Raw genomic sequence first — 18,002 nt, forward strand, 5'->3', positions numbered from 1 at the left:
GCCCTATTCCGCGACAGCCGGCGCCGCAGTCGGGGCGATGGTACCGCTGGTCTTGGCGGCAAACCGCCACAGCAGCAGGACCGCCACCAAGGCGAGGCCGATGGCGAGGCCGGCCCAGACGCCCTCGCCGCGCTGCGACGTGAACAGTCCGAGCCAGATCGCCGCGGGAAGGGCCGCAAGCCAGTAGCCACCGGCGGCGAGCAGCATCGGCACGGTCGTATCATGCACGCCGCGCAGGCTGCCATTGGCCACGGCCTGGGCGCCATCCACGACCTGGAACAGCGCTGCCCACGACAGATAGGCAACGGCCAGCATGTGCACCGGCGACGACGGCGAGGGCACGAACACCGAGATCAGCCCGTCGCCAAACTGCCAGAAGATCAGGCCGGCAATCGCCATGAAGCCCATACCCAGCACGATGGCGATCCAGCCGGCGCGGCGTATGCCGGGAGCATCGACGGCACCGGCCGCCAGACCGACGCGCACCGTGGCAGCCTGCGAAATGCCCATCGGCACCATGAACGTGATGGCAGCCCATTGCAGCGCGATCTGGTGTGCCGCGACCTCGTTGGCGCCGAGACGGCCCATCAGCAGGGCGGCGGCCGAGAACAGGCCCACCTCCGACGCGAACGTCAGCGCAATCGGCCCCGATATGCGGGCGTAGCGCACCAGGCGCGCGGCGGTGCTGCGCCACCAGCCCCGTGCGAGATGATAGGCGGCAAACTGCGCATCGGCGCGAATGTACAGCACCAGGGCGATGAGGATGCTGATGTTGACGATGCTCGAGCCGATGCCGGCGCCGACCAGCCCCAGCTGCGGCAATCCATAGGCGCCGAAGATCAACCCGTAGTTAACGCCGACGTTGAGCAACACCGCGATCACCATCAGCACCAAGGCCGGCCGCGGTCGCTCCAGCGCTGCGGTAAATCCACGCAGCACGGCGAACCAGATCACCGCCGGAAATCCGATGCTGAGCGCACGCAGGAACGGCACCGCTTCGGCAACGAGATCCGGGTCCTGGCCGGCCAACAGCAGCAGCGGCCCGGCGAACCACAGCGCCACCACGGCGAAGGCCGCGCCAATGCCGCTGATGATCAAGCCGTCATGGACCGCACGCCGCACGCTCTCGCGATCGGCGCGGTCATGACCCAGGGCCTGCGCCGCCAGCGCCGGCGTGCCCATCGACAGGCCCATGCCCATGACCATGAAGAAGCCGTAGATCGAGGTGGCAAGCGCCGCCGCCGCCAGCGCGCGCTCCGACAGCCGCGCCAGCAGGAAGACGTCCGTGGTGTGGATCGCCATCTGGGCGAGCTGGGTGCCGACGATCGGCAGTGCCAGGGCCAGTGTGGCGCGCGCTTCCTTCAGAATCATGGGGGCGCTGTCATATCGACTCGCGCCGGCCACGGCCAGTCCATCCTGCTCTTTTTTCGAGCAGACGTGCCGTGCGTTTCACCCGATCCGCGCGCGGCAGCGCACGGATTTTCAGTTATGTCCTTCCGAGGAACGTTGCGCGCAAGGAAAAGACCTCAGGCGCGGGCCGGCGCGTCCGCCGCGCTCACGCTTTGTCCCAGGGCCTGCAGGACGGTGGCCACGATATGCCGGGCATTGAGCCCGGCCCAGTCATGCTGACGCACGGGCGCGGCGTGGTCGATGAACCGGTCGGGCAGGATCATCGGTCGGATCTTGAGGCCGTGATCCAGCGCGCCCGATGTCGCCAGATGCTGCATCACCTGCGCTGCGAAGCCGCCGACGGCGCCCTCCTCGATGGTGATCAGCACTTCATGCTCGCGCGCCAGCCGGTCGACCAGGGCCGTGTCCAGCGGCTTGGCAAAACGCGCATCGGCGACCGTGGTCGACAGCCCCTTGGCCGCCAATTCATCGGCCGCCTTCAGGCATTCCTGCAGGCGCGTGCCCAGGCTCAGCAACGCGATCTTGCTGCCTTCACGCACGATGCGGCCCTTGCCGATTTCCAGCGGCGTGCCCTTGGCCGGCAACTCGACGCCGACACCCTCGCCGCGCGGATAGCGGAACGCCGATGGCCGGTCGTCGATGGCCACGGCCGTGGCCACCATGTGCATCAGTTCCAGTTCATCCGACGCCGCCATGACCACGAAATCCGGCAGGCAGCACAGATAGGTGATGTCGAAGCTGCCGGCGTGCGTGGCGCCGTCGGCGCCGACCAAGCCGGCACGATCCATCGCAAACCGCACCGGCAGTTTCTGGATCGCCACGTCGTGCACGACCTGATCGTAGGCGCGCTGCAGGAACGTCGAGTAGATCGCCGCGAACGGCTTATAGCCATCACATGCCAGGCCAGCCGCGAACGTCACGGCATGCTGCTCGGCGATGCCGACGTCAAAGCAACGCTGCGGGAAGCGCTTGCCGAACACGTCGAGCCCGGTGCCGCTGGGCATCGCCGCCGTGATGGCGATGACCTTGGGATCGACTTCCGCCTCGGCGATGAGTGCCTTGGCGAATACGGACTGGTAGTTGGGTGCGTTGCTGGTCGCCTTGGCCTGCTTGCCGGTGATGACGTCGAATTTCACCACGCCGTGGTACTTGTCGGCGCTGGCCTCGGCCGGCGGATAGCCCTTGCCCTTGCGGGTCACGGCGTGAATCAGGATCGGCTTGTCGACCTCGCTGTCGCGGGCATTGCGCAGCACCGGCAGCAGGTGCTCGAGGTTGTGCCCGTCGACTGGGCCGACATAGTAGAAACCCAGTTCTTCGAACAAGGTGCCGCCCTGCACGAAGCCGCGTGCAAATTCCTCGGCGCGGCGTGCCGCCTGTTCCAACGGCCGCGGCAGCGTCTCGGCGAAGGCCTTGCCGAGCTGGCGCAGCGACAGGTAGGGCCGCGACGAAATCAGGCGCGACAGATGTGCCGACAGCGCCCCGGTCGGCGGCGCGATCGACATGTCGTTATCGTTGAGGATGACGATCAGACGGCTGCGCAGATGGCCGGCGTTGTTCATCGCCTCGTAGGCCATGCCGGCGCTCAGGGCGCCATCGCCGATGACCGCCACGACATTGTGGCGCTTGTTGTCGAAGTCACGCGCGACCGCCATGCCAAGGGCAGCAGAAATCGAGGTCGAGGAGTGCGCGGCGCCGAACGGATCGTATTCGCTTTCACTGCGCCGCGTGAAGCCGGACAGCCCACCCTCGGTACGCAGCGTGCGGATACGCTCGCGGCGGCCGGTCAGGATCTTGTGCGGATAGGCCTGATGGCCGACATCCCAGATGATGCGGTCCTGCGGCGTATCGAACACGTAGTGCAACGCCACCGTCAGCTCGACGACACCAAGACCGGCGCCAAGATGACCGCCGGTCACCGACACGGCCGAAATCGTTTCCTGGCGCAATTCGTCGGCGAATTGCCGCAACTGATCGGGCCGCAGCCGACGCAAGTCAGCCGGCAGGGGCGCCGTATCGAGCAACGGCGTTGCGGGTCGAGTTGTATCGTTTGGGGGGTTTGACATGCTCCCTCTTCCGCCGGTCATCGCCGACGGTCGACGACGTAACGCGCCGCTTGTCTCAACAGTTCAGCCTTGTCGCCAAACATGTCAAGATGGCGTCCGGCCTGGTCCGCCAGAAGCGACGCCTGGTCGCGGGCACGCCCGCGACCCAACAATGAAACGAAAGTTGCCTTGCCGGTGACGACATCCTTGCCGGGCGTTTTCCCGATCTCCTCGTGCGTTCCTTCGACATCGAGCAGATCGTCCGCGATCTGGAACGCCAATCCGACATCATGAGCATAGGCGACCAGCGCATGGCGCGCCGGATCGGACGCCTTGCCCAGAAGAGCACCGGCGCTGCACGCATAGGAGATCAGTGCCCCGGTCTTGAGGCGTTGCAGGCGGGTGATCTGGCCGATCGACAGGGTCTTGCCGGATGCGTCCATGTCGACCATCTGGCCTGCCACCATGCCGTGCGGACCGATGGCCTGGGCCAGACCGCTGATCAGCTGGATCCGCACGGACGGATCACCGTGTGTGTCCTCGTGCGCCAACACCTCGAACGCCAGGGACTGCAGCGCGTCGCCAGCCAGGATCGCCGTGGCCTCGTCGAAGCGCTTGTGACAGCTCGGCTGGCCGCGGCGGAAATCATCGTCGTCCATGGCCGGCAGGTCGTCATGGATCAGCGAATAGGCGTGGACGAACTCCACCGCCGCCGCCACGCGCTGCGCCGCCTGCGTGGAGACGCCGAACAACGCAGCACCGGTCATCACGAAAAAGGCGCGCAGGCGCTTGCCGCCGCTCAGCGCCGAGTAGCGCATGGCCTCGAACAGCCTGGCCTCCGGATCGTCCCCCTTGGGCAGCAGGCGATCCATCGCCCGCTCGACCGTCAGCGTCGTGAAGTCGAGGGCGGAACGGATATCGGGCTGGTCGATCAACGGCATCGGATGCAGCTGTGTCGGTACTGTACGCAATCTACGCTTCCGATCAGCTTAAGCCAGCACCTTCGGCCGAAACGGCACCACCGGCCGTCAGCACAATCTTTTCCACCTTGGCCTTGGCCTCGGCCAACCGGGCCTCGCAGTGGCGCTTCAACAGAGCACCGCGCTCGTAGCAGGCGATCGCCTCGTCGAGCTTGACCTGCCCCCGCTCGAGTTGCTGCACGATGGCCTCCAACTCGCGCAACGCCTCCTCAAACGAGAGTGCAGCGATTTCCGCCGGCAGCGCATTCTTACCTTCGGCCATACGAATTCCTTCCTCGACTCTCACGCGGCCATCAAGGCCCTGACATGCGCCGCCGCCGAGCGGGCCAACGCCTCCAGGTTGTAGCCGCCTTCCAGCGCCGAAACGAGTCGTCCGCCGGCGCAGTCACGGGCCACGGCCAGCAGCTCTTCCGTTGCCCAGGCATAGTCGGCTTCGGTCAGTCGCAGTTCCGCCAGCGGATCGTCACGATGTGCATCGAAACCGGCTGAGATGATCACCAATTCAGGCTTGAACGCCCGCAATGCCGGCAGGACACCGTCGATCATGGCCGCCCGGAATTCCGGCGATCCGGCGCGCGGCGGCAGCGGTACATTGATGACATTGGGATGGCCCGGGTCGTTGCCCATGCCGGTCCCCGGATAAAGCGGGCTCTGGTGCGTGGAGGCGTAAAACAGCCGCTGGTCGGCAAGCGCCTGGGTCTCGGTGCCGTTGCCATGATGCACATCGAAGTCGACGATCGCGATTCGCGACAAGCCATGCGCCTGCTGCGCGCGGCGTGCGCCGACGACGACATTGTTGAACAGGCAGAACCCCATGGCGCGATCGGGCTCGGCGTGATGGCCCGGCGGACGCACGGCGCAGAAGGCATTCGACGCCGCACCGCCGACGACGGCGTCGACCGCCGCGACGACCGCGCCGGCTGCCCGCAACGCGGCCTCTCGGCTGCCAGGCGAGACCAGCGTGTCACCATCCAGCATACTCAGTCCGTCCTGCGGTATGGCGCTCATGACGGCCTGCACATGGCGCGCCGGATGGGCGAGCATCAGGTCCTCGGTGCTCGCCAACGGTGCTTCACGCCGCTGCAGTGCAGCGAACTCAGGATCGTCCAGTGCCGCCAGGACGGCCTGCAGGCGTGCCGGCCGCTCCGGATGTCCCGGGCCGGTGTCGTGCGCCAAACAGGCGGGGTGAGTGTAAAGCAGCGTCGCCATGGCTGTTTCCTCAGCGCCGCGTGCATTGTCAGCGCTTGCGCGGTCATAGCGACCACGACAGGGGAAAGAAAGCACTGCTTCGGCGGTGGGCCGACATCACGGCGCGCCTGACTGTTTCAAGCGCCTTGTTGGACTGGCTCCCTTGCGTAAACAGGGAAATTAAATTGCGCACCCGCCAGCAGCGCATAGCAGAAGATTATTCCTGGCATGTTGCGCTGCCGCATTCATCGTGGCAGATACCCCTCGCTTCGCGAAACAACATTCCGGAGGAACCGAATGAGCCAGCAGATCCTGGGCGCCCGCCGTCCCACCGTTCCCGTCCCGCCGAACGCGGCCGCCGCCCGTGCCTCCAAGGCCATCGCGCCGGCCGCGCACACGCCGGCCCTCGAGGAGGATGGCAGCAAGGATCGCCAGTTCGTCACGGCGCTGGCCCGTGGCCTCGACATTCTGCGCGCCTTCCATGCCGGCGACGGCATGCTGGGCAATCAGGAAATTGCCGCCCGCACCGGCCTGCCCAAGCCCACCGTGGCGCGCCTGACTCACACGCTCACGGAGCTGGGCTATCTGATCTACATGCGCCGGTTCCGGAAGTACGAACTGGGGCCGTCAGTGCTGGCGCTGGGCTATGCCTCGCTGGCCAACATGGATGTGCGCCATGTCGCGCGCGGCCCGATGCAGCAGATGGCACAGGCACTGAACTGCTCGGTTGCCCTGGGCGGGCGCGACCGGCATTCGATGATCTGGCTCGAGTCGCACCGTGGTCCCTCGGCCGTCGGCGTCACCTTTGACGTCGGCTCACGTATGCCGATCGCCTCGACGGCCATGGGCCGGGCCTATCTCGCCGTGCTGCCCGAGCCCGAGAAGAGCCGCCTCCTGGACTCGATCCGCCGGCGTTGGCGCGATGACTGGACCAAGACCAAGGCGGGAATCGACAAGGCCGAGAAGGAAATCGCCGAGCGCGGCTTCTGCCTCAGCTGGGCCGACTGGGTGCCGGAGTTGTGCGGCGTCGGCGCGCCGCTGCGCAGCCCCGACGGCGAGACGTTCTTCGGCTTCGGTGTATCGGCGCCGATCTACCAGGTTTCGCGCGAACGGCTGGAGCAGGAATGGGGCCCGCGCCTGGTCCGGCTCGCCCGCGAAGTGCGCAACGGCCTTGCCGGCCGCGCCTCCACGCCCAACGGCCATCGTCCGGCCGGCCGCAGCTAGAGCCTCAAAAAACGAAGACCCGCACCGTCCGTGCGGGTCTTGCGTTGTCAGGTGCTGACGCCGTGACCGACGCACCGGCCGGCCACCGCCTCATCAGAGCTTGTTTTCCAGCAAGGTTGCCAAGGCGTCAGCCCGCAAGGGCCGGTCGTGGACGTTGAAGGGCAGATAATCCAGCGTCAGCACGCCGTCCTTGAACGTTGCCCAGCGGTCGGGGCGCTTGTTGTCGGCCTCATTCTGGATGACGACTTTCTTCACGCCGGCCTTGAGCACCGCACGCCCCATGTCGTCCTTCGCGATCCGGGCCAGACCCGTGATCAGCGGTTCGAAATACGTATCGGGCCAACACTTGGCATACTGATCGGACTGACCCTCGATCGACAACGTGTCCCATTTGACTTCGACAGTGACGGGAAATCCGGCAGCCTGATGCACCTTCTTCATCAGTGCCGGAAGGTGGCGTTCCTGAAAATCAGCCGCCGCCCTGCGCTCAACCAACCCCATCGTAGCCCTCCCGCGATGGCCGCAATATCCCTTGATCCAAACGTCAACTGGCGGGAAGCCCCTCAGCCGCCCGCCAGGATTGAGAGTACCGCAACGGGCGACAACCGGGAAGCACCGGATGGAAAAGGCCCACCGCTGCTCACATCGTGAGCCCGCCGCTGACCTCCAGCACCTGGCCGGTGATGTAATCCGCCTCCGGCAGGCACAGCAGCAGGACGCCGCCCGCCGCCTCCCGCGGCGTGCCGACCCGCCCCAGCGGGATCTGGGCCACCGTGGCGGCACGCCCTTCCGCCAGCAGCCCGACCCGATGCTGTCGCCCCTCGATCGCAATGGCTGTCTCGCCCTTGATCTCCTGCGTCAATCGGGTCTCGATGAAGCCGAATGCCACGCAGTTGACATTGACGCTGTAGCGTCCCCACTCCTTGGCCAGCGTCTTGGTCAAGCCGACCAGGCCGGCCTTGGCCGCGGCGTAGTTCGCCTGCCCCGCCGAGCCGCGCGTGCCCGAGATGGATGAGATGTTGACGACCTTGCGCTGCACGCGCCGTTGGGTGGCAGCTTCCGTGGCGGCCTGGTCGCGGATGTAGGAAAAGGCCTCGCGGAGGATGCGAAACGGTGCCTTCAGGTGGACGTCCTGGATCGCGTCCCACTGCTCGTCCGTGATCTTGTGCAGGGGCCCGTTCCAGATGTAGCCGGCGTTGTTGACGATGATGTGCAGGCCGCCGAACGTCTCCAGCGCGCAGCCCACGAACCGCTTCGGAAAGTCGCCGGCCGTGACGTTACCAGGACAGGCGACCGCCTTGCCGCCGGCGGCCACGATCGCGTCGACGGTCTGCTGGGTCGGCTCGGCATCGAGGTCGTTGACCACGACCTGAGCGCCTTCCGCTGCCAGCTGTTGCGCCAGGCTGGCACCGATACCCCGGCCCGCCCCTGTCACCAACGCGACCTGCCCCGCCAACCGCGCCATGCGATCCTCCTGCTTCATCATGCCTCGACAGCAAGGCACCATGCGCACAAAGATCGCGGCGGCCGTCAATAGCCTTCGGCGAGGAAGCCCACGACGCTCTGCAGGAAGACATCGCGACCGCGCTCCGGCCGATCGAGATGAACGTGATGGGTGGCGTCAGGGATGGTCCTGACCTGCACCGCGGCGGCGCGGTCGAGATGCCGCGCCAGGGTCTCGGCATCCTGCGGCCGGCTCCAGAAATCGCGCGCCGAGCGCAGCACGAGCACGCGCGCCGCAATCGACGCGGCATCGAACAGCTGCCGGCCGGTTGCCTGGTAGAAACTGTCCTCCATGGCGCCACTGGGCGCGCGGAAACTCGCAGGATTGCGCGATGCCGCCGTCGTATCGCTGGCCAGCGCCTCCTTCACGTAGGCCTCGGCAACCCGGGCATCGCGCCATTGCGATTTGTCCTCGACCGGGATCACGGCGTCCCAGGCCCGCAGCAGATCGGGTCCGGTGCTGAGACGCCAGGCGCCAGCACCCGCCCGATTGAAGCGTCCAGGATGGGCCGTATCCTCGTTCGAAGTTCCAAGACCCAGCATCGCATGCTGCGCCGACCCGCCGTAGAGTCCGTTGTAATAGACGAGATGGCCCACCCGGTCTGGGTTGAGCGCCGCGTACATGCCGCACCACATGGCGCCCGTGGCCCAGCCCAGCAGCGCAACCATGCTCACGCCGGCGCGCTGGCGTACGGTCGCCACCACGGCATCGATGTCCCGCATCACGGCCCAGGCACGGACCAGCGGCGCCTGTCCCGCGGCCGGCACATCCATGGCCGCCGGCCGGGTCGAACGACCATAGCCGCGCGCGTCCATGACGTAGACGGCATGACCGGCGCGCGCGAGATCGGCCGCCAGCGACCCACCCGGGACGGGCAGATCGAAGGAACCGATACCCGGCACCCGCGCACCGTGCACCAGGATCACCGGCGGACGCGATGCGCCGGGTGCCGCCGCCACGGCACGCACCGCGATGTCATAGCCATCCGCCGTCTTCACGAAGAAATCCTCGCGCATCACATCCTCCGTATGGCCAATGGCCGACCGACCGCAGATCGCGAGCATGACAGCAGCCGCAGCCGTGCCGGCCGCGCGACGGCGAGAAACTGCGCAAGACATGGCCCGATCCTCCGTCGACACCGCGTGCAGTGTCGGGATTCAGGCGCGTGTTGTGAAATATATCCTTAAGGTTGGATTGATATGATCTGCATATCAGATGCGGACACTAGGACTTCATCCGCCGCACCGTATCGAGAAACCGATCACGCACGGCCGATGGGCGGCGGCCGTCCCACGCCATGATCAGATCGAGGTGGACGGCATCGTCGGGCGCATCGACACGGACGGGTCGAAAGACGACGCCGCGTCGTTTCGCAGCCGCGACCGAGTCCGGCACCAGCGCGGCGCCGAATCCAGCGGCCACGAGACCGACCACCGTCTGCATCTGGCGCGCCTGCTGCACCACGATCGGCGAGAAGCCAGCCAACCGGCACAGGCCCAGCACCTGGTCGTGAAACCCGGGTCCCTTCTCGCGCGGCGTCATCACAAGCGGGGTCGACGCCAGTGCCGCCAGGGGCACCGACGCGCGGCGCGCCAAAGGATGGGTCCGCGGCAACGCCACCCGAATGGGTTCGCGCATCACCAGTTCGACCTCCAGGTTCGGAACGACGATGCCCGGCCGGCGCATGAAGCCGACATCCGCGCTGCCGCCCAGAAGCGCCTCGACCTGTTCCGAGGTGGTGCCCTCCTGCAGGCGCAACTCCACATGCGGGAATGCCGTGCGAAAGCGGCGCAGGATCGCGGGCAGTCGCTCGGCGAAGGACATGTCGAGGAACGTTATAGTGATTTGTCCAGCCAGGCCGGCCGCCACGCGCCGGGTCTGGTCAATGCCATCCGACAGCGTTGCCAGCGTACGCCGCGCCACCTCAAGCAGCGCTGCACCGGCCGGTGTCAGCGTCACTTGCCGCCGGGTGCGCACGAACAGCGCCGAGCCCAGCTCCGTCTCCAGCTTGCGAATGGCCTGGCTGAGCGGCGGCTGTGCCATGTGCAGCCGCTCGGCGGCACGACGGAAATGCAGTTCCTCGGCGACGGCCACGAACTGTTGCAACAGACGGAGGTCGATCATGGCTCGGGCCGGGCTCCTCCCACGCCGCCATATTTGCATGCGGACGCCGTGGTGCCCATCTCCGTTGCAGCACGGCAGCGATCGATGATAGCTGTAGTGCACCACGCCGGAAGTCGAGTCTTGTGAGCGAGCCCATTCCCGTCCTGCAGCCGACCCCGCCTTTGACGTTCCAGGCGTTCGACGACGTGGCCGCGGCGGTGCAACGGCTGATCGAGATCTACCAGCGCAACACCGGGTTCATCCGCCAGAATTTCGAACGGATGCTGAATGGCAACGTGCCGCAGGGCCGGATACGCGCCTGCTATCCGACGATCCGGATCACCACGACGTCGTTCGACCCCATCGATTCGCGGCTGGCTTATGGCTATGTGCCCGGCCCTGGCACCTACCAGACGACCGTGTCGCGGCCCGAGCTGTTCGTTGCCTATCTCACCGAACAGATCGGCCTGCTGATGCGCAATCATCGCCTGTCGGTCGAGATCGGCGAGTCCGATGTGCCGATCCCGCTGCACTTCGCCTTTCACGAAGGCACCTACCTCGAGGGCACGGTGCCCGAGGCGTTGCCGCGACCGCTGCGCGACGTGTTCGACGTGCCCGACCTCGCCATCACCGACGATGCCATCGTGAACGGCACCTGGACGCCGCGCGAAGGCGATCCCATGCCCCTGGCGCCGTTCACCGCGCCACGCGTTGATTTCTCGCTGCACCGGTTGCTGCACTACACCGGGACGCTGCCCGAGCATTTCCAGAATTTCGTCCTGTTCACCAACTACCAGTTCTACGTCGATGAGTTCGCTCAGCGCGCCCGCGCGCTGATGGCCGCCGGCACGCAGGATTACTCGGCTTTCATCGAACCCGGCAATGTCATGACGCGGCGTGGTGCCGCGTCGCCCGATCCGGCCGAGCCGGTGCAGCGTCAACCGCAGATGCCGGCCTATCACTTGGTGCGCCCCGACCATTCCGGCATCACCCTGGTCAATATCGGCGTCGGGCCGTCGAACGCCAAGACGATCACCGACCATATCGCCGTGCTGCGTCCGCATGCCTGGTTGATGCTGGGCCACTGCGCCGGCCTGCGCACGTCGCAGGAGCTCGGCGACTATGTACTGGCGCACGGCTATGTGCGCGAGGATCACGTGCTCGATGCCGACCTGCCGACCTGGGTACCGGTGCCGCCGCTGGCCGAGGTCCAGGTGGCGCTGGAGGACGCCGTCGAGGAAGTCACCGGCCTGTCGGGCTGGGAGTTGAAGAAGATCATGCGCACCGGCACCGTGGCCACGATCGACAACCGCAACTGGGAACTGCGCGACCACAGCGAGCCGGTGCGCCGCTTCTCCCAGTCGCGCGCGATTGCGCTCGACATGGAGTCGGCCACCATTGCCGCTAACGGCTTCCGCTTCCGCGTGCCCTACGGCACGCTGCTGTGCGTGTCGGACAAGCCGCTGCACGGTGAACTGAAACTGCCGGGCATGGCCACCGCGTTCTATCGGCGTCAGGTGCACCAACACCTGGAGATCGGGATCCGAGCCTTGGAGAAGCTGCGCGCCATGCCGTCGGAACGGCTGCACTCACGGAAGCTGCGCAGCTTCATGGAGACGGCGTTCCAGTAGTGCCCGGGGAGCGCGGGCGTCCTGCCCGCGCCAGACAATATCGCTGCTTCGCCTGATATGAGCGGGCGGGACGCCCGCTCCCGGGAGCCTTATCGCCCGAGCCGCCACCCGATCTCGGCCGCCACGCTCTGGAAGAAGTCCAGTTCGTAGGCCTGCTCCGGTGTCTCGCGCACGCGCTCGTCAAGCCGCTGCGCGTCGGCGCCCACCAGGATCCGCCAGCGGCCGGCCTTGACGCCGTCAAGGATGATCTTCGCGGCCTGTGCCGCCGTGGTCGGCGCCTCTTCGAGGAAGCGCCGTGCCCGTTCGGCCACCAGGCGGCGGATGTCGTCGTCGGTCACCTTGGCAACGTCGGTGCCCCCCAGTGCCATCTGCGCGCGGATCTGGCTGAGCTGTCGTTCGTTCAGCTTGCCGGACTCGTTGCCGCTATGCATCTTGCTGGAGTTGGCGGCGATGGAGGTGCCGATGTGGCCGGGCATCACGACCGAGCACTTGATGTGCGGTGCGTTGGCCCGCAGGTCCGTGATCAACGCCTCGGTGAATCCCTTCACCGCGAACTTGGCGGCGCAATAGGACGTGTGCGCGACGCCAGGGCCGATCGAGGCCCAGAAACCGTTGACGCTGCTGGTGTTGACGATGTGCCCCTTGTCGGCGTTGCGCAGCATCGGCAGGAAAGCGCGGACGCCGTAGTAGACCCCGCCCCAGCAGATGTTGAACGTGCGCTCCCACTCCTCGCGCGTATTGGCGATCATGCTGCCGCCGCCGCCGATCCCGGCGTTGTTGAACAGCAGATGGATCTTGTCGGTGCCGTGCGTCGCGCCGACCTCGTCGCGGAACTTCAGGATCTGCGCTTCGTCCGCCACATCGGCGACATGCGATGTAACGCGCAAGCCCTGCGGCAGCCCGTCGGCTTCGCACAGGCGTCGCGTTTCGGCCATGGCGGCGCCGGAAACGTCGCACATCGCAACGTGGCATCCCTCAGCCACGAGCTGGCGCGCCAGCTCGCGGCCCATTCCCGTACCGCCGCCCGTGATGACGGCGATCCGTCCGGCAAGATCATCCATGGTCGCGTCTCTCTCTGATAGATGGCGCGGCGATAGTGTCGGGACGCGCCACGCGGTTCAATATCAACCGCGCCCGCGTCACCCTCATCCGCGCGCTCATTTCGCGACGTGATGCGAGAGGCGGATTGCCCGTAATGTTGCGGCCAGCGTTACGACCGCTTGCGGATGATGAAGTCGGCGCTCCACGGGCCGCCGCCGGCAAAGGCCAGGTAGAGAAAGACGAAGCTGTAGAGGATCGCGAGTTCTCCCGCGTTCAGGATCGGGAAAAATCCTCTCGGGGCGTGCGCCATGAAATAGGCGACAGCCATCAATCCGGACAAGACGAAGGCCACAGGCCGCGTGAACAGTCCGATGATGATCAGGGCACCGCCGACCAGTTCGAAGATGCCGGCGATCCCTGACGGCGAGAACGTCTGGAGATTCTCCATCGACGCAATTCGGGGAAACTTCAGGTATTTCGCAGTCCCATGCTGCAGGAACAGAAGTCCCGTCATGATGCGCAGCGCGCTCAGCGCATGGGGCCGCAATGATGTGCCGATCGAGTCAAAATTCATTGTGAAAAGTCCCCCTTTGGCAGCCGGGCCGTCACCTGCCCGCCTCAGTCCGTATCATAGCGCTGCTCAAGCCAGGGATCACCGTAGTTGTGATAGCCGCGCACCTCCCAGAATCCAGGCTTGTCGTGCAGTGAGAACTCGATGCGCTTGATCCACTTGGCGCTCTTCCAGAAGTAGAGCTTGGGCATCACCACACGAACCGGCCCGCCATGCTCGCGCACGATCGGCTCGCCGTTCCACTTCACCGCCAGCAGGACGTCGTCGGCGTCGAAATCAGCCAGCGGTACGTTGGTGGTGTAGGTATCGTAGGAATGGAAGATCACGTACCGCGCGTCGGACTTCGGCTTGACGAGCGACAACAGATGCCGGGCACTCATGCCCTCCCAGTCGTTGTCATAGCGCGACCACGCCGTGACGCAGTGGATGTCGCTGGTGCGTCTCACCATCGGCTCATCGGTGAAGTCGCCCCACTTCCACACCGTGGGATTTTCAACCAGCCCGTCGACGGTAATGCGCCAGATGTCGAGCGGAATCTCGGGCTGGATCCCCAGGTCCAGCACCGGCCAGTTGGTGACCTGTCGCTGCCCGGGCGGCAAGCGCTGGGCGCGGCGCGGATCGGGCGCGCCGGTCAGCAACCGCCCGTCCTCGGCCCAGCGCTTTTTGCTCTCGACCAGCTTCTCCTTCAACTTGCCAAACAGGCCAACACCATCGTCGGACATGGGTGCGCCTCGCCGCTATGCGATTACAAGGCGTTACCCACCACAGGGGCCTGAAGAAGGCAAGGGTGAGAGAACCACACCACCGCTGGGGTCAAATGGACCGGCCAGCCTTTTCCCAGTAGGGCTGACGCAGTTTGCGCTTGAAGATCTTGCCCGAATCCTCGCGTGGCAGCTCGTCCTGGAACTCGATCACCTTGGGCACTTTGAAACGGGCGACCCGTTCGCGCAGGAAGGCACGCACGTCGTCGGCCCCCAGGTTGCTGCCCGCGTCGGGCTGCACGACGGCGCAGATCGCCTCGCCGAACTCCTCGTCGGGAATGCCGAAGACGGCGCAATCACGGACGCCCGGCATATCGATGAGCTGGCTTTCGATTTCGGCCGGGTAGATGTTGACGCCGCCCGAGATGATCATGTCGCGCTTGCGGTCGCACAGGAACAGGTAGCCGTCGTTGTCGAAATAGCCTATGTCGCCGACCGTCACGAGATCGCCCAGAGCCACTTCGCGGCGCTTCTCGTCGGCATTGTTGTAGGTGAAATCCGACAGGTTGGGCGCCCGCACGTAGATCTCGCCGATCTCGCCCTGCTTCACGTCCTTGCCCTGTGCATCGACGACGCGCACGACGGCGCCTTCTACAGGCTGACCGACGGTGCCCGGCTTATGCAGCGCTTGCGCCGACGTGTTCCACACCACGATGCCGGTCTCGGTGGCGCCGTAGTACTCGTTGATCACGGGCCCCCACCACGCGATCATCGCCCGCTTGACGTCAGGTGGGCATGGCGCCGCGCCATGCGTGACGTTGCGCAATGACGACAGGTCATACTTGCGCTTCACCTCGTCCGGCAGGCGCAGCAGGCGCACGAACATCGTGGGCACGATGTGCATGTGCGTGACGCGATGTTTGTCGATCAGCCGCAACATGTCCTCGGCATCGAAACGCGGCTGCAGCACCGTGGTCAGCTGATGGCGGATCGCCGACATGCCATAGCCCGCCGGTGCCGAGTGGTACATCGGACCGTTCATCAGGATCACGGCCGTCGGGTCGGGCAGCAGCCCCCAGAGCACACCGATCTGCTGGGCCACCGCGTCCATCTGTTCCTGTGTCGGCGGCCGCCGCCGCACGCCCTTGGGCCGCCCGGTGGTACCCGACGTATAGATCATACTGCCGCGCGAGATCTTGGGCGGCACCGCCAACGGCGCGCTGGCGTCAACGAAACCGGACCAGGATGCGCGCCCCGCAGGCAACGCCGCCGCGTCCGACGTGACGTGATAGGCTGCGGCGATCTCGGCCGGCGTCGGTACGACGAAAACGCGCGTCGTCTCCGGGATCCCCGACACGATCTGCGGCAGCAGGTCGGCATGCACCACCAGCACCTTGGCCGCACAGTCGCGCAGGATGTAGCCGGCCTCGTCGGCGGTCGCGTGCCAGTTCATGGGTACGGCGTAGGCGCCCAGCATGCCGGCCGCAATGTTGGCCTCGAACAGGGCGAAGTCGTTGCGCAACATCAGCGCCACGGAATCGTCCTCGCCGACGCCCAATGCCGCCAGACCGCCTGCCGCTTTCAGCGCACGCGCGCCGAGATCGGGAAAAGTCAGTATCCGATCACCCGCAATGATGCTCACGTTTTCCTCCCGTGCGCGCGGCATGAGCGCCTGCGCGTCATCGTTCATGCGTCCGGTCAGTCGCCCAGGACGTCGTCCAACACCTTGTAGGTGGTGCCATCAAACCGCTGCAAGCGCAGTTGCCGGTAAGGCAGGTATGAGTCCGGCGCGGTGTTCACAACGACACCCGGCAGGGCCAGCGGACCGACGAAGGCCTGGACGCTGGCGGCCTTGCTGAGCACGTTCTCGCGCGACAGATCATCACCGCACCGTTGGAGCACGTGTGCCAGCAACGCACCGTAGCCGTAGCCGCCAGAGGCCGAGCCATCGAGCGGATTCTCGCCGGGCAGATATTTCTGCATGAATGCGAAATAGGCTTTCATGCCCGGATCGCTATCCCACTGCGGATCGCCCGGAATCTTGCCCAGCGCAACGGTCGTTGCTCCCACGGCGTTCTCGGCACCCGCTGGCCGCAGGACGCCGGGAATCGAACTGGCGCCGGCGGGAACGTAGATCTGCGGCTTCCAGCCACCCTCGCCGGCCTTTCGGATCGCCATGCTCTGGTGCTTGCCCAACGCGATATTGAAGAGCACGTCGGCACCGCTGTTCTGCAGCTGGATCATCTGGGATTCGACCGTGGGATCCGTGCTCTCGTAGGTGGCCTCGGCGACGATCATCGTCTTCGCCTTGTCACCCAGGGCCGCCTTGAAACCCTCCAGGTAGTCCCTGCCGAAATCGTCGTTCTGCACCAGCACCGCGATCCTGGCGGTCGGCCGTGTCTTGAGAATGTGCTTGGCGTACACACCAGCCTCGGTCCGATAGGCGGGCATGCCCATCATGGTCCAGGGATGATTGGCGGGATCGTTCCACTTGGCCGCGCCGCTGAGGATGAAGAGGTGCGGCACCTTCTTCTGATTGAGGTAACGGTGGATGGCGGTGTTGGTGGGCGTGCCCAGCGTACTGAAGATCGCCAGCACCTGTTCCTTCTCGACGAGCTGACGCGTCATCTCGACCGTCTTGGGCGGACTGTAGCCGTCATCAAGGCTGAGCAGTGTCACCTTGCGGCCGTTGATGCCGCCCTGCGTATCGTTGAGCATGCGGAAATAGGCCTGTTCCGCCTTGCCCACGAGCCCCAGCGCCGATAGTGGGCCGCTATAGGGCAACGACTGGCCGAGCTTGATCTCGGTGTCACTGGCACCGGGGCCGTACTTCTTCTGCGCCAGAGCCGCTCCAGTCGCAGTCAACGCCGCGATCATCACCGCCACCGCGCAGACGCGGTGCACCACCTTCGTCATGTTTCCTCCTAGTTTTTCATGGGCGCCTGTTCGGCTGCCGGTTTCCGCCGCTCGCTTACGGGGGCATGCTTCGTCCGCGCGCCCTCGACGATCAGGCGCATCATGGTCTTGTGCAGTACGTCGAAGTCCGGCCCCTCGCGCAGCAGGCCGGCCAGCTTCAACACGACCAGACCGTGCACGGCCGCCCACATCGACCAGCCGACAACCTGGGGATCGGCTTCGATCAAGCCGGCGCGAGAGAGATCCTCCGCCTGGCGTGTGATGAACTGCCGTGCGCGCGCCGACTCGCGGCGCAACTCGGCGTGGTTCATCGATTCCGGCACATTGAGATCGAACATGATCCGGTAGGCCGCCGGGTTGGCGAGGGCAAAATCGATATAAGCGCGTCCGACACGCGAGGAGCGTTCCGCCGGATCGGCGCTGGACGCGGCCGCGGCCTCCAGCGCGTCAGCGAAACGCCCGAAGGCCGCAGCCCGCACCGTCGCCAGGATGTCGGCCTTGTCCTGGAAGTAGCGGTACGGCGTCTTGGGGCTGCAGCCCAGCTCATCGGCGAGCTGCCGCATGGTCACGCCATCGTAGCCGTACTTCGCGAAGCGCTCCGTCGCGACGCGGCAGAGTTCAGCGCGGAAATCGGCGATATCGTCGTCCGTCAGGATCTTCGGCACGGCCCATCCGTAATTTTCACGGCGTG

At 66.0% G+C, this 18,002-nt stretch carries 17 protein-coding genes; 2 read left to right on the plus strand and 15 right to left on the minus strand.

Features of this window, described 5'->3' with window-relative positions; translation table 11 throughout:
* Window positions 1–3 precede the first annotated feature (3 nt).
* The 5 genes from FQU96_RS24425 to FQU96_RS24445 all read right to left on the minus strand — a co-directional run bounded on the left by FQU96_RS24425 (window position 4) and on the right by FQU96_RS24445 (window position 5,641).
* The gene (locus FQU96_RS24425) at window positions 4–1,371 is read right to left on the minus strand and encodes an MATE family efflux transporter (RefSeq protein WP_146543974.1); all 1,368 of its coding nucleotides are present in this window, start codon (window positions 1,369–1,371) and stop codon (window positions 4–6) included.
* Window positions 1,372–1,526: 155 nt separating this feature from the next.
* Window positions 1,527–3,473: a 1-deoxy-D-xylulose-5-phosphate synthase gene (gene dxs / locus FQU96_RS24430; protein WP_146543975.1), complete on the minus strand. Its 1,947-nt coding sequence runs from the start codon at window positions 3,471–3,473 to the stop codon at window positions 1,527–1,529.
* 17 nt (window positions 3,474–3,490) lie between these two features.
* A complete protein-coding gene (locus tag FQU96_RS24435) occupies window positions 3,491–4,423 on the minus strand; it encodes a polyprenyl synthetase family protein (protein ID WP_255468495.1) in 933 nt (310 codons plus the stop codon).
* 13 nt (window positions 4,424–4,436) lie between these two features.
* A complete protein-coding gene (locus FQU96_RS24440; RefSeq protein ID WP_146543976.1) occupies window positions 4,437–4,694 on the minus strand; it encodes an exodeoxyribonuclease VII small subunit in 258 nt (85 codons plus the stop codon).
* A 20-nt stretch (window positions 4,695–4,714) separates the two neighbouring features.
* Entirely contained in the window at window positions 4,715–5,641 is a 927-nt protein-coding gene (locus tag FQU96_RS24445) for a histone deacetylase family protein (protein WP_146543977.1), read from the minus strand.
* Between the two features lie 276 nt (window positions 5,642–5,917).
* Between FQU96_RS24445 and FQU96_RS24450 the strand changes: the two genes are divergently transcribed.
* On the plus strand, window positions 5,918–6,844 hold the full coding sequence (locus FQU96_RS24450; RefSeq protein WP_146543978.1) for an IclR family transcriptional regulator: 927 nt from the start codon (window positions 5,918–5,920) through the stop codon (window positions 6,842–6,844).
* 93 nt (window positions 6,845–6,937) lie between these two features.
* Here the strand turns inward: FQU96_RS24450 and FQU96_RS24455 are convergent, their stop codons facing one another.
* From FQU96_RS24455 to FQU96_RS24470, 4 genes are all read right to left on the minus strand, one after another.
* Entirely contained in the window at window positions 6,938–7,345 is a 408-nt protein-coding gene (locus FQU96_RS24455) for a hypothetical protein (RefSeq protein ID WP_146543979.1), read from the minus strand.
* 139 nt (window positions 7,346–7,484) lie between these two features.
* The gene (locus FQU96_RS24460) at window positions 7,485–8,309 is read right to left on the minus strand and encodes an SDR family NAD(P)-dependent oxidoreductase (protein ID WP_146543980.1); all 825 of its coding nucleotides are present in this window, start codon (window positions 8,307–8,309) and stop codon (window positions 7,485–7,487) included.
* 65 nt (window positions 8,310–8,374) lie between these two features.
* On the minus strand, window positions 8,375–9,364 hold the full coding sequence (locus FQU96_RS24465) for an alpha/beta fold hydrolase (RefSeq protein WP_255468497.1): 990 nt from the start codon (window positions 9,362–9,364) through the stop codon (window positions 8,375–8,377).
* A gap of 208 nt (window positions 9,365–9,572) precedes the next feature.
* Window positions 9,573–10,472: a LysR substrate-binding domain-containing protein gene (locus FQU96_RS24470; protein ID WP_146543981.1), complete on the minus strand. Its 900-nt coding sequence runs from the start codon at window positions 10,470–10,472 to the stop codon at window positions 9,573–9,575.
* Between the two features lie 122 nt (window positions 10,473–10,594).
* On the opposite strand from FQU96_RS24470, the gene FQU96_RS24475 reads away from it, so the two are divergent.
* Complete coding sequence (locus tag FQU96_RS24475) at window positions 10,595–12,082, plus strand: AMP nucleosidase (protein WP_146543982.1); 1,488 nt, start codon at window positions 10,595–10,597, stop codon at window positions 12,080–12,082.
* A gap of 89 nt (window positions 12,083–12,171) precedes the next feature.
* Here the strand turns inward: FQU96_RS24475 and FQU96_RS24480 are convergent, their stop codons facing one another.
* From FQU96_RS24480 to FQU96_RS24505, 6 genes are all read right to left on the minus strand, one after another.
* Window positions 12,172–13,143, minus strand: a complete 972-nt coding sequence (locus FQU96_RS24480) for an SDR family oxidoreductase (RefSeq protein ID WP_146543983.1) — start codon at window positions 13,141–13,143, stop codon at window positions 12,172–12,174.
* A gap of 149 nt (window positions 13,144–13,292) precedes the next feature.
* A complete protein-coding gene (locus FQU96_RS24485) occupies window positions 13,293–13,697 on the minus strand; it encodes a DoxX family protein (RefSeq protein ID WP_146543984.1) in 405 nt (134 codons plus the stop codon).
* Between the two features lie 44 nt (window positions 13,698–13,741).
* Window positions 13,742–14,416 carry a sulfite oxidase-like oxidoreductase gene (locus tag FQU96_RS24490; protein WP_146543985.1) on the minus strand — a complete coding sequence of 225 codons (675 nt, stop codon included), beginning with the start codon at window positions 14,414–14,416 and terminating at the stop codon, window positions 13,742–13,744.
* Between the two features lie 91 nt (window positions 14,417–14,507).
* Window positions 14,508–16,037 (minus strand): acyl-CoA synthetase, encoded by a 1,530-nt coding sequence (locus tag FQU96_RS24495; RefSeq protein WP_255468499.1) that lies wholly within the window; start codon window positions 16,035–16,037, stop codon window positions 14,508–14,510.
* Window positions 16,038–16,093: 56 nt separating this feature from the next.
* Window positions 16,094–17,311: an ABC transporter substrate-binding protein gene (locus FQU96_RS24500; RefSeq protein WP_146543986.1), complete on the minus strand. Its 1,218-nt coding sequence runs from the start codon at window positions 17,309–17,311 to the stop codon at window positions 16,094–16,096.
* An 8-nt stretch (window positions 17,312–17,319) separates the two neighbouring features.
* Window positions 17,320–17,976, minus strand: coding sequence for a TetR/AcrR family transcriptional regulator (locus FQU96_RS24505; protein WP_146543987.1), 657 nt, complete (start codon window positions 17,974–17,976; stop codon window positions 17,320–17,322).
* Window positions 17,977–18,002: the final 26 nt, after the last annotated feature.

This window comes from Reyranella sp. CPCC 100927 (assembly GCF_007859315.1).
In the GTDB taxonomy this organism is placed as follows: domain Bacteria; phylum Pseudomonadota; class Alphaproteobacteria; order Reyranellales; family Reyranellaceae; genus Vineibacter.

What these genes read in the sequence shown, in the direction of transcription:
- FQU96_RS24425 (WP_146543974.1), bottom strand. Translation starts at nt 1,371, where the DNA reads ATGATTCTGAAGGAAGCGCGCGCCACACTGGCCCTGGCACTGCCGATC.
- dxs (WP_146543975.1), bottom strand. Translation starts at nt 3,473, where the DNA reads ATGTCAAACCCCCCAAACGATACAACTCGACCCGCAACGCCGTTGCTC.
- FQU96_RS24440 (WP_146543976.1), bottom strand. Translation starts at nt 4,694, where the DNA reads ATGGCCGAAGGTAAGAATGCGCTGCCGGCGGAAATCGCTGCACTCTCG.
- FQU96_RS24445 (WP_146543977.1), bottom strand. Translation starts at nt 5,641, where the DNA reads ATGGCGACGCTGCTTTACACTCACCCCGCCTGTTTGGCGCACGACACC.
- FQU96_RS24450 (WP_146543978.1), top strand. Translation starts at nt 5,918, where the DNA reads ATGAGCCAGCAGATCCTGGGCGCCCGCCGTCCCACCGTTCCCGTCCCG.
- FQU96_RS24455 (WP_146543979.1), bottom strand. Translation starts at nt 7,345, where the DNA reads ATGGGGTTGGTTGAGCGCAGGGCGGCGGCTGATTTTCAGGAACGCCAC.
- FQU96_RS24460 (WP_146543980.1), bottom strand. Translation starts at nt 8,309, where the DNA reads ATGGCGCGGTTGGCGGGGCAGGTCGCGTTGGTGACAGGGGCGGGCCGG.
- FQU96_RS24465 (WP_255468497.1), bottom strand. Translation starts at nt 9,364, where the DNA reads ATGCGCGAGGATTTCTTCGTGAAGACGGCGGATGGCTATGACATCGCG.
- FQU96_RS24470 (WP_146543981.1), bottom strand. Translation starts at nt 10,472, where the DNA reads ATGATCGACCTCCGTCTGTTGCAACAGTTCGTGGCCGTCGCCGAGGAA.
- FQU96_RS24480 (WP_146543983.1), bottom strand. Translation starts at nt 13,143, where the DNA reads ATGGATGATCTTGCCGGACGGATCGCCGTCATCACGGGCGGCGGTACG.
- FQU96_RS24485 (WP_146543984.1), bottom strand. Translation starts at nt 13,697, where the DNA reads ATGAATTTTGACTCGATCGGCACATCATTGCGGCCCCATGCGCTGAGC.
- FQU96_RS24490 (WP_146543985.1), bottom strand. Translation starts at nt 14,416, where the DNA reads ATGTCCGACGATGGTGTTGGCCTGTTTGGCAAGTTGAAGGAGAAGCTG.
- FQU96_RS24500 (WP_146543986.1), bottom strand. Translation starts at nt 17,311, where the DNA reads ATGACGAAGGTGGTGCACCGCGTCTGCGCGGTGGCGGTGATGATCGCG.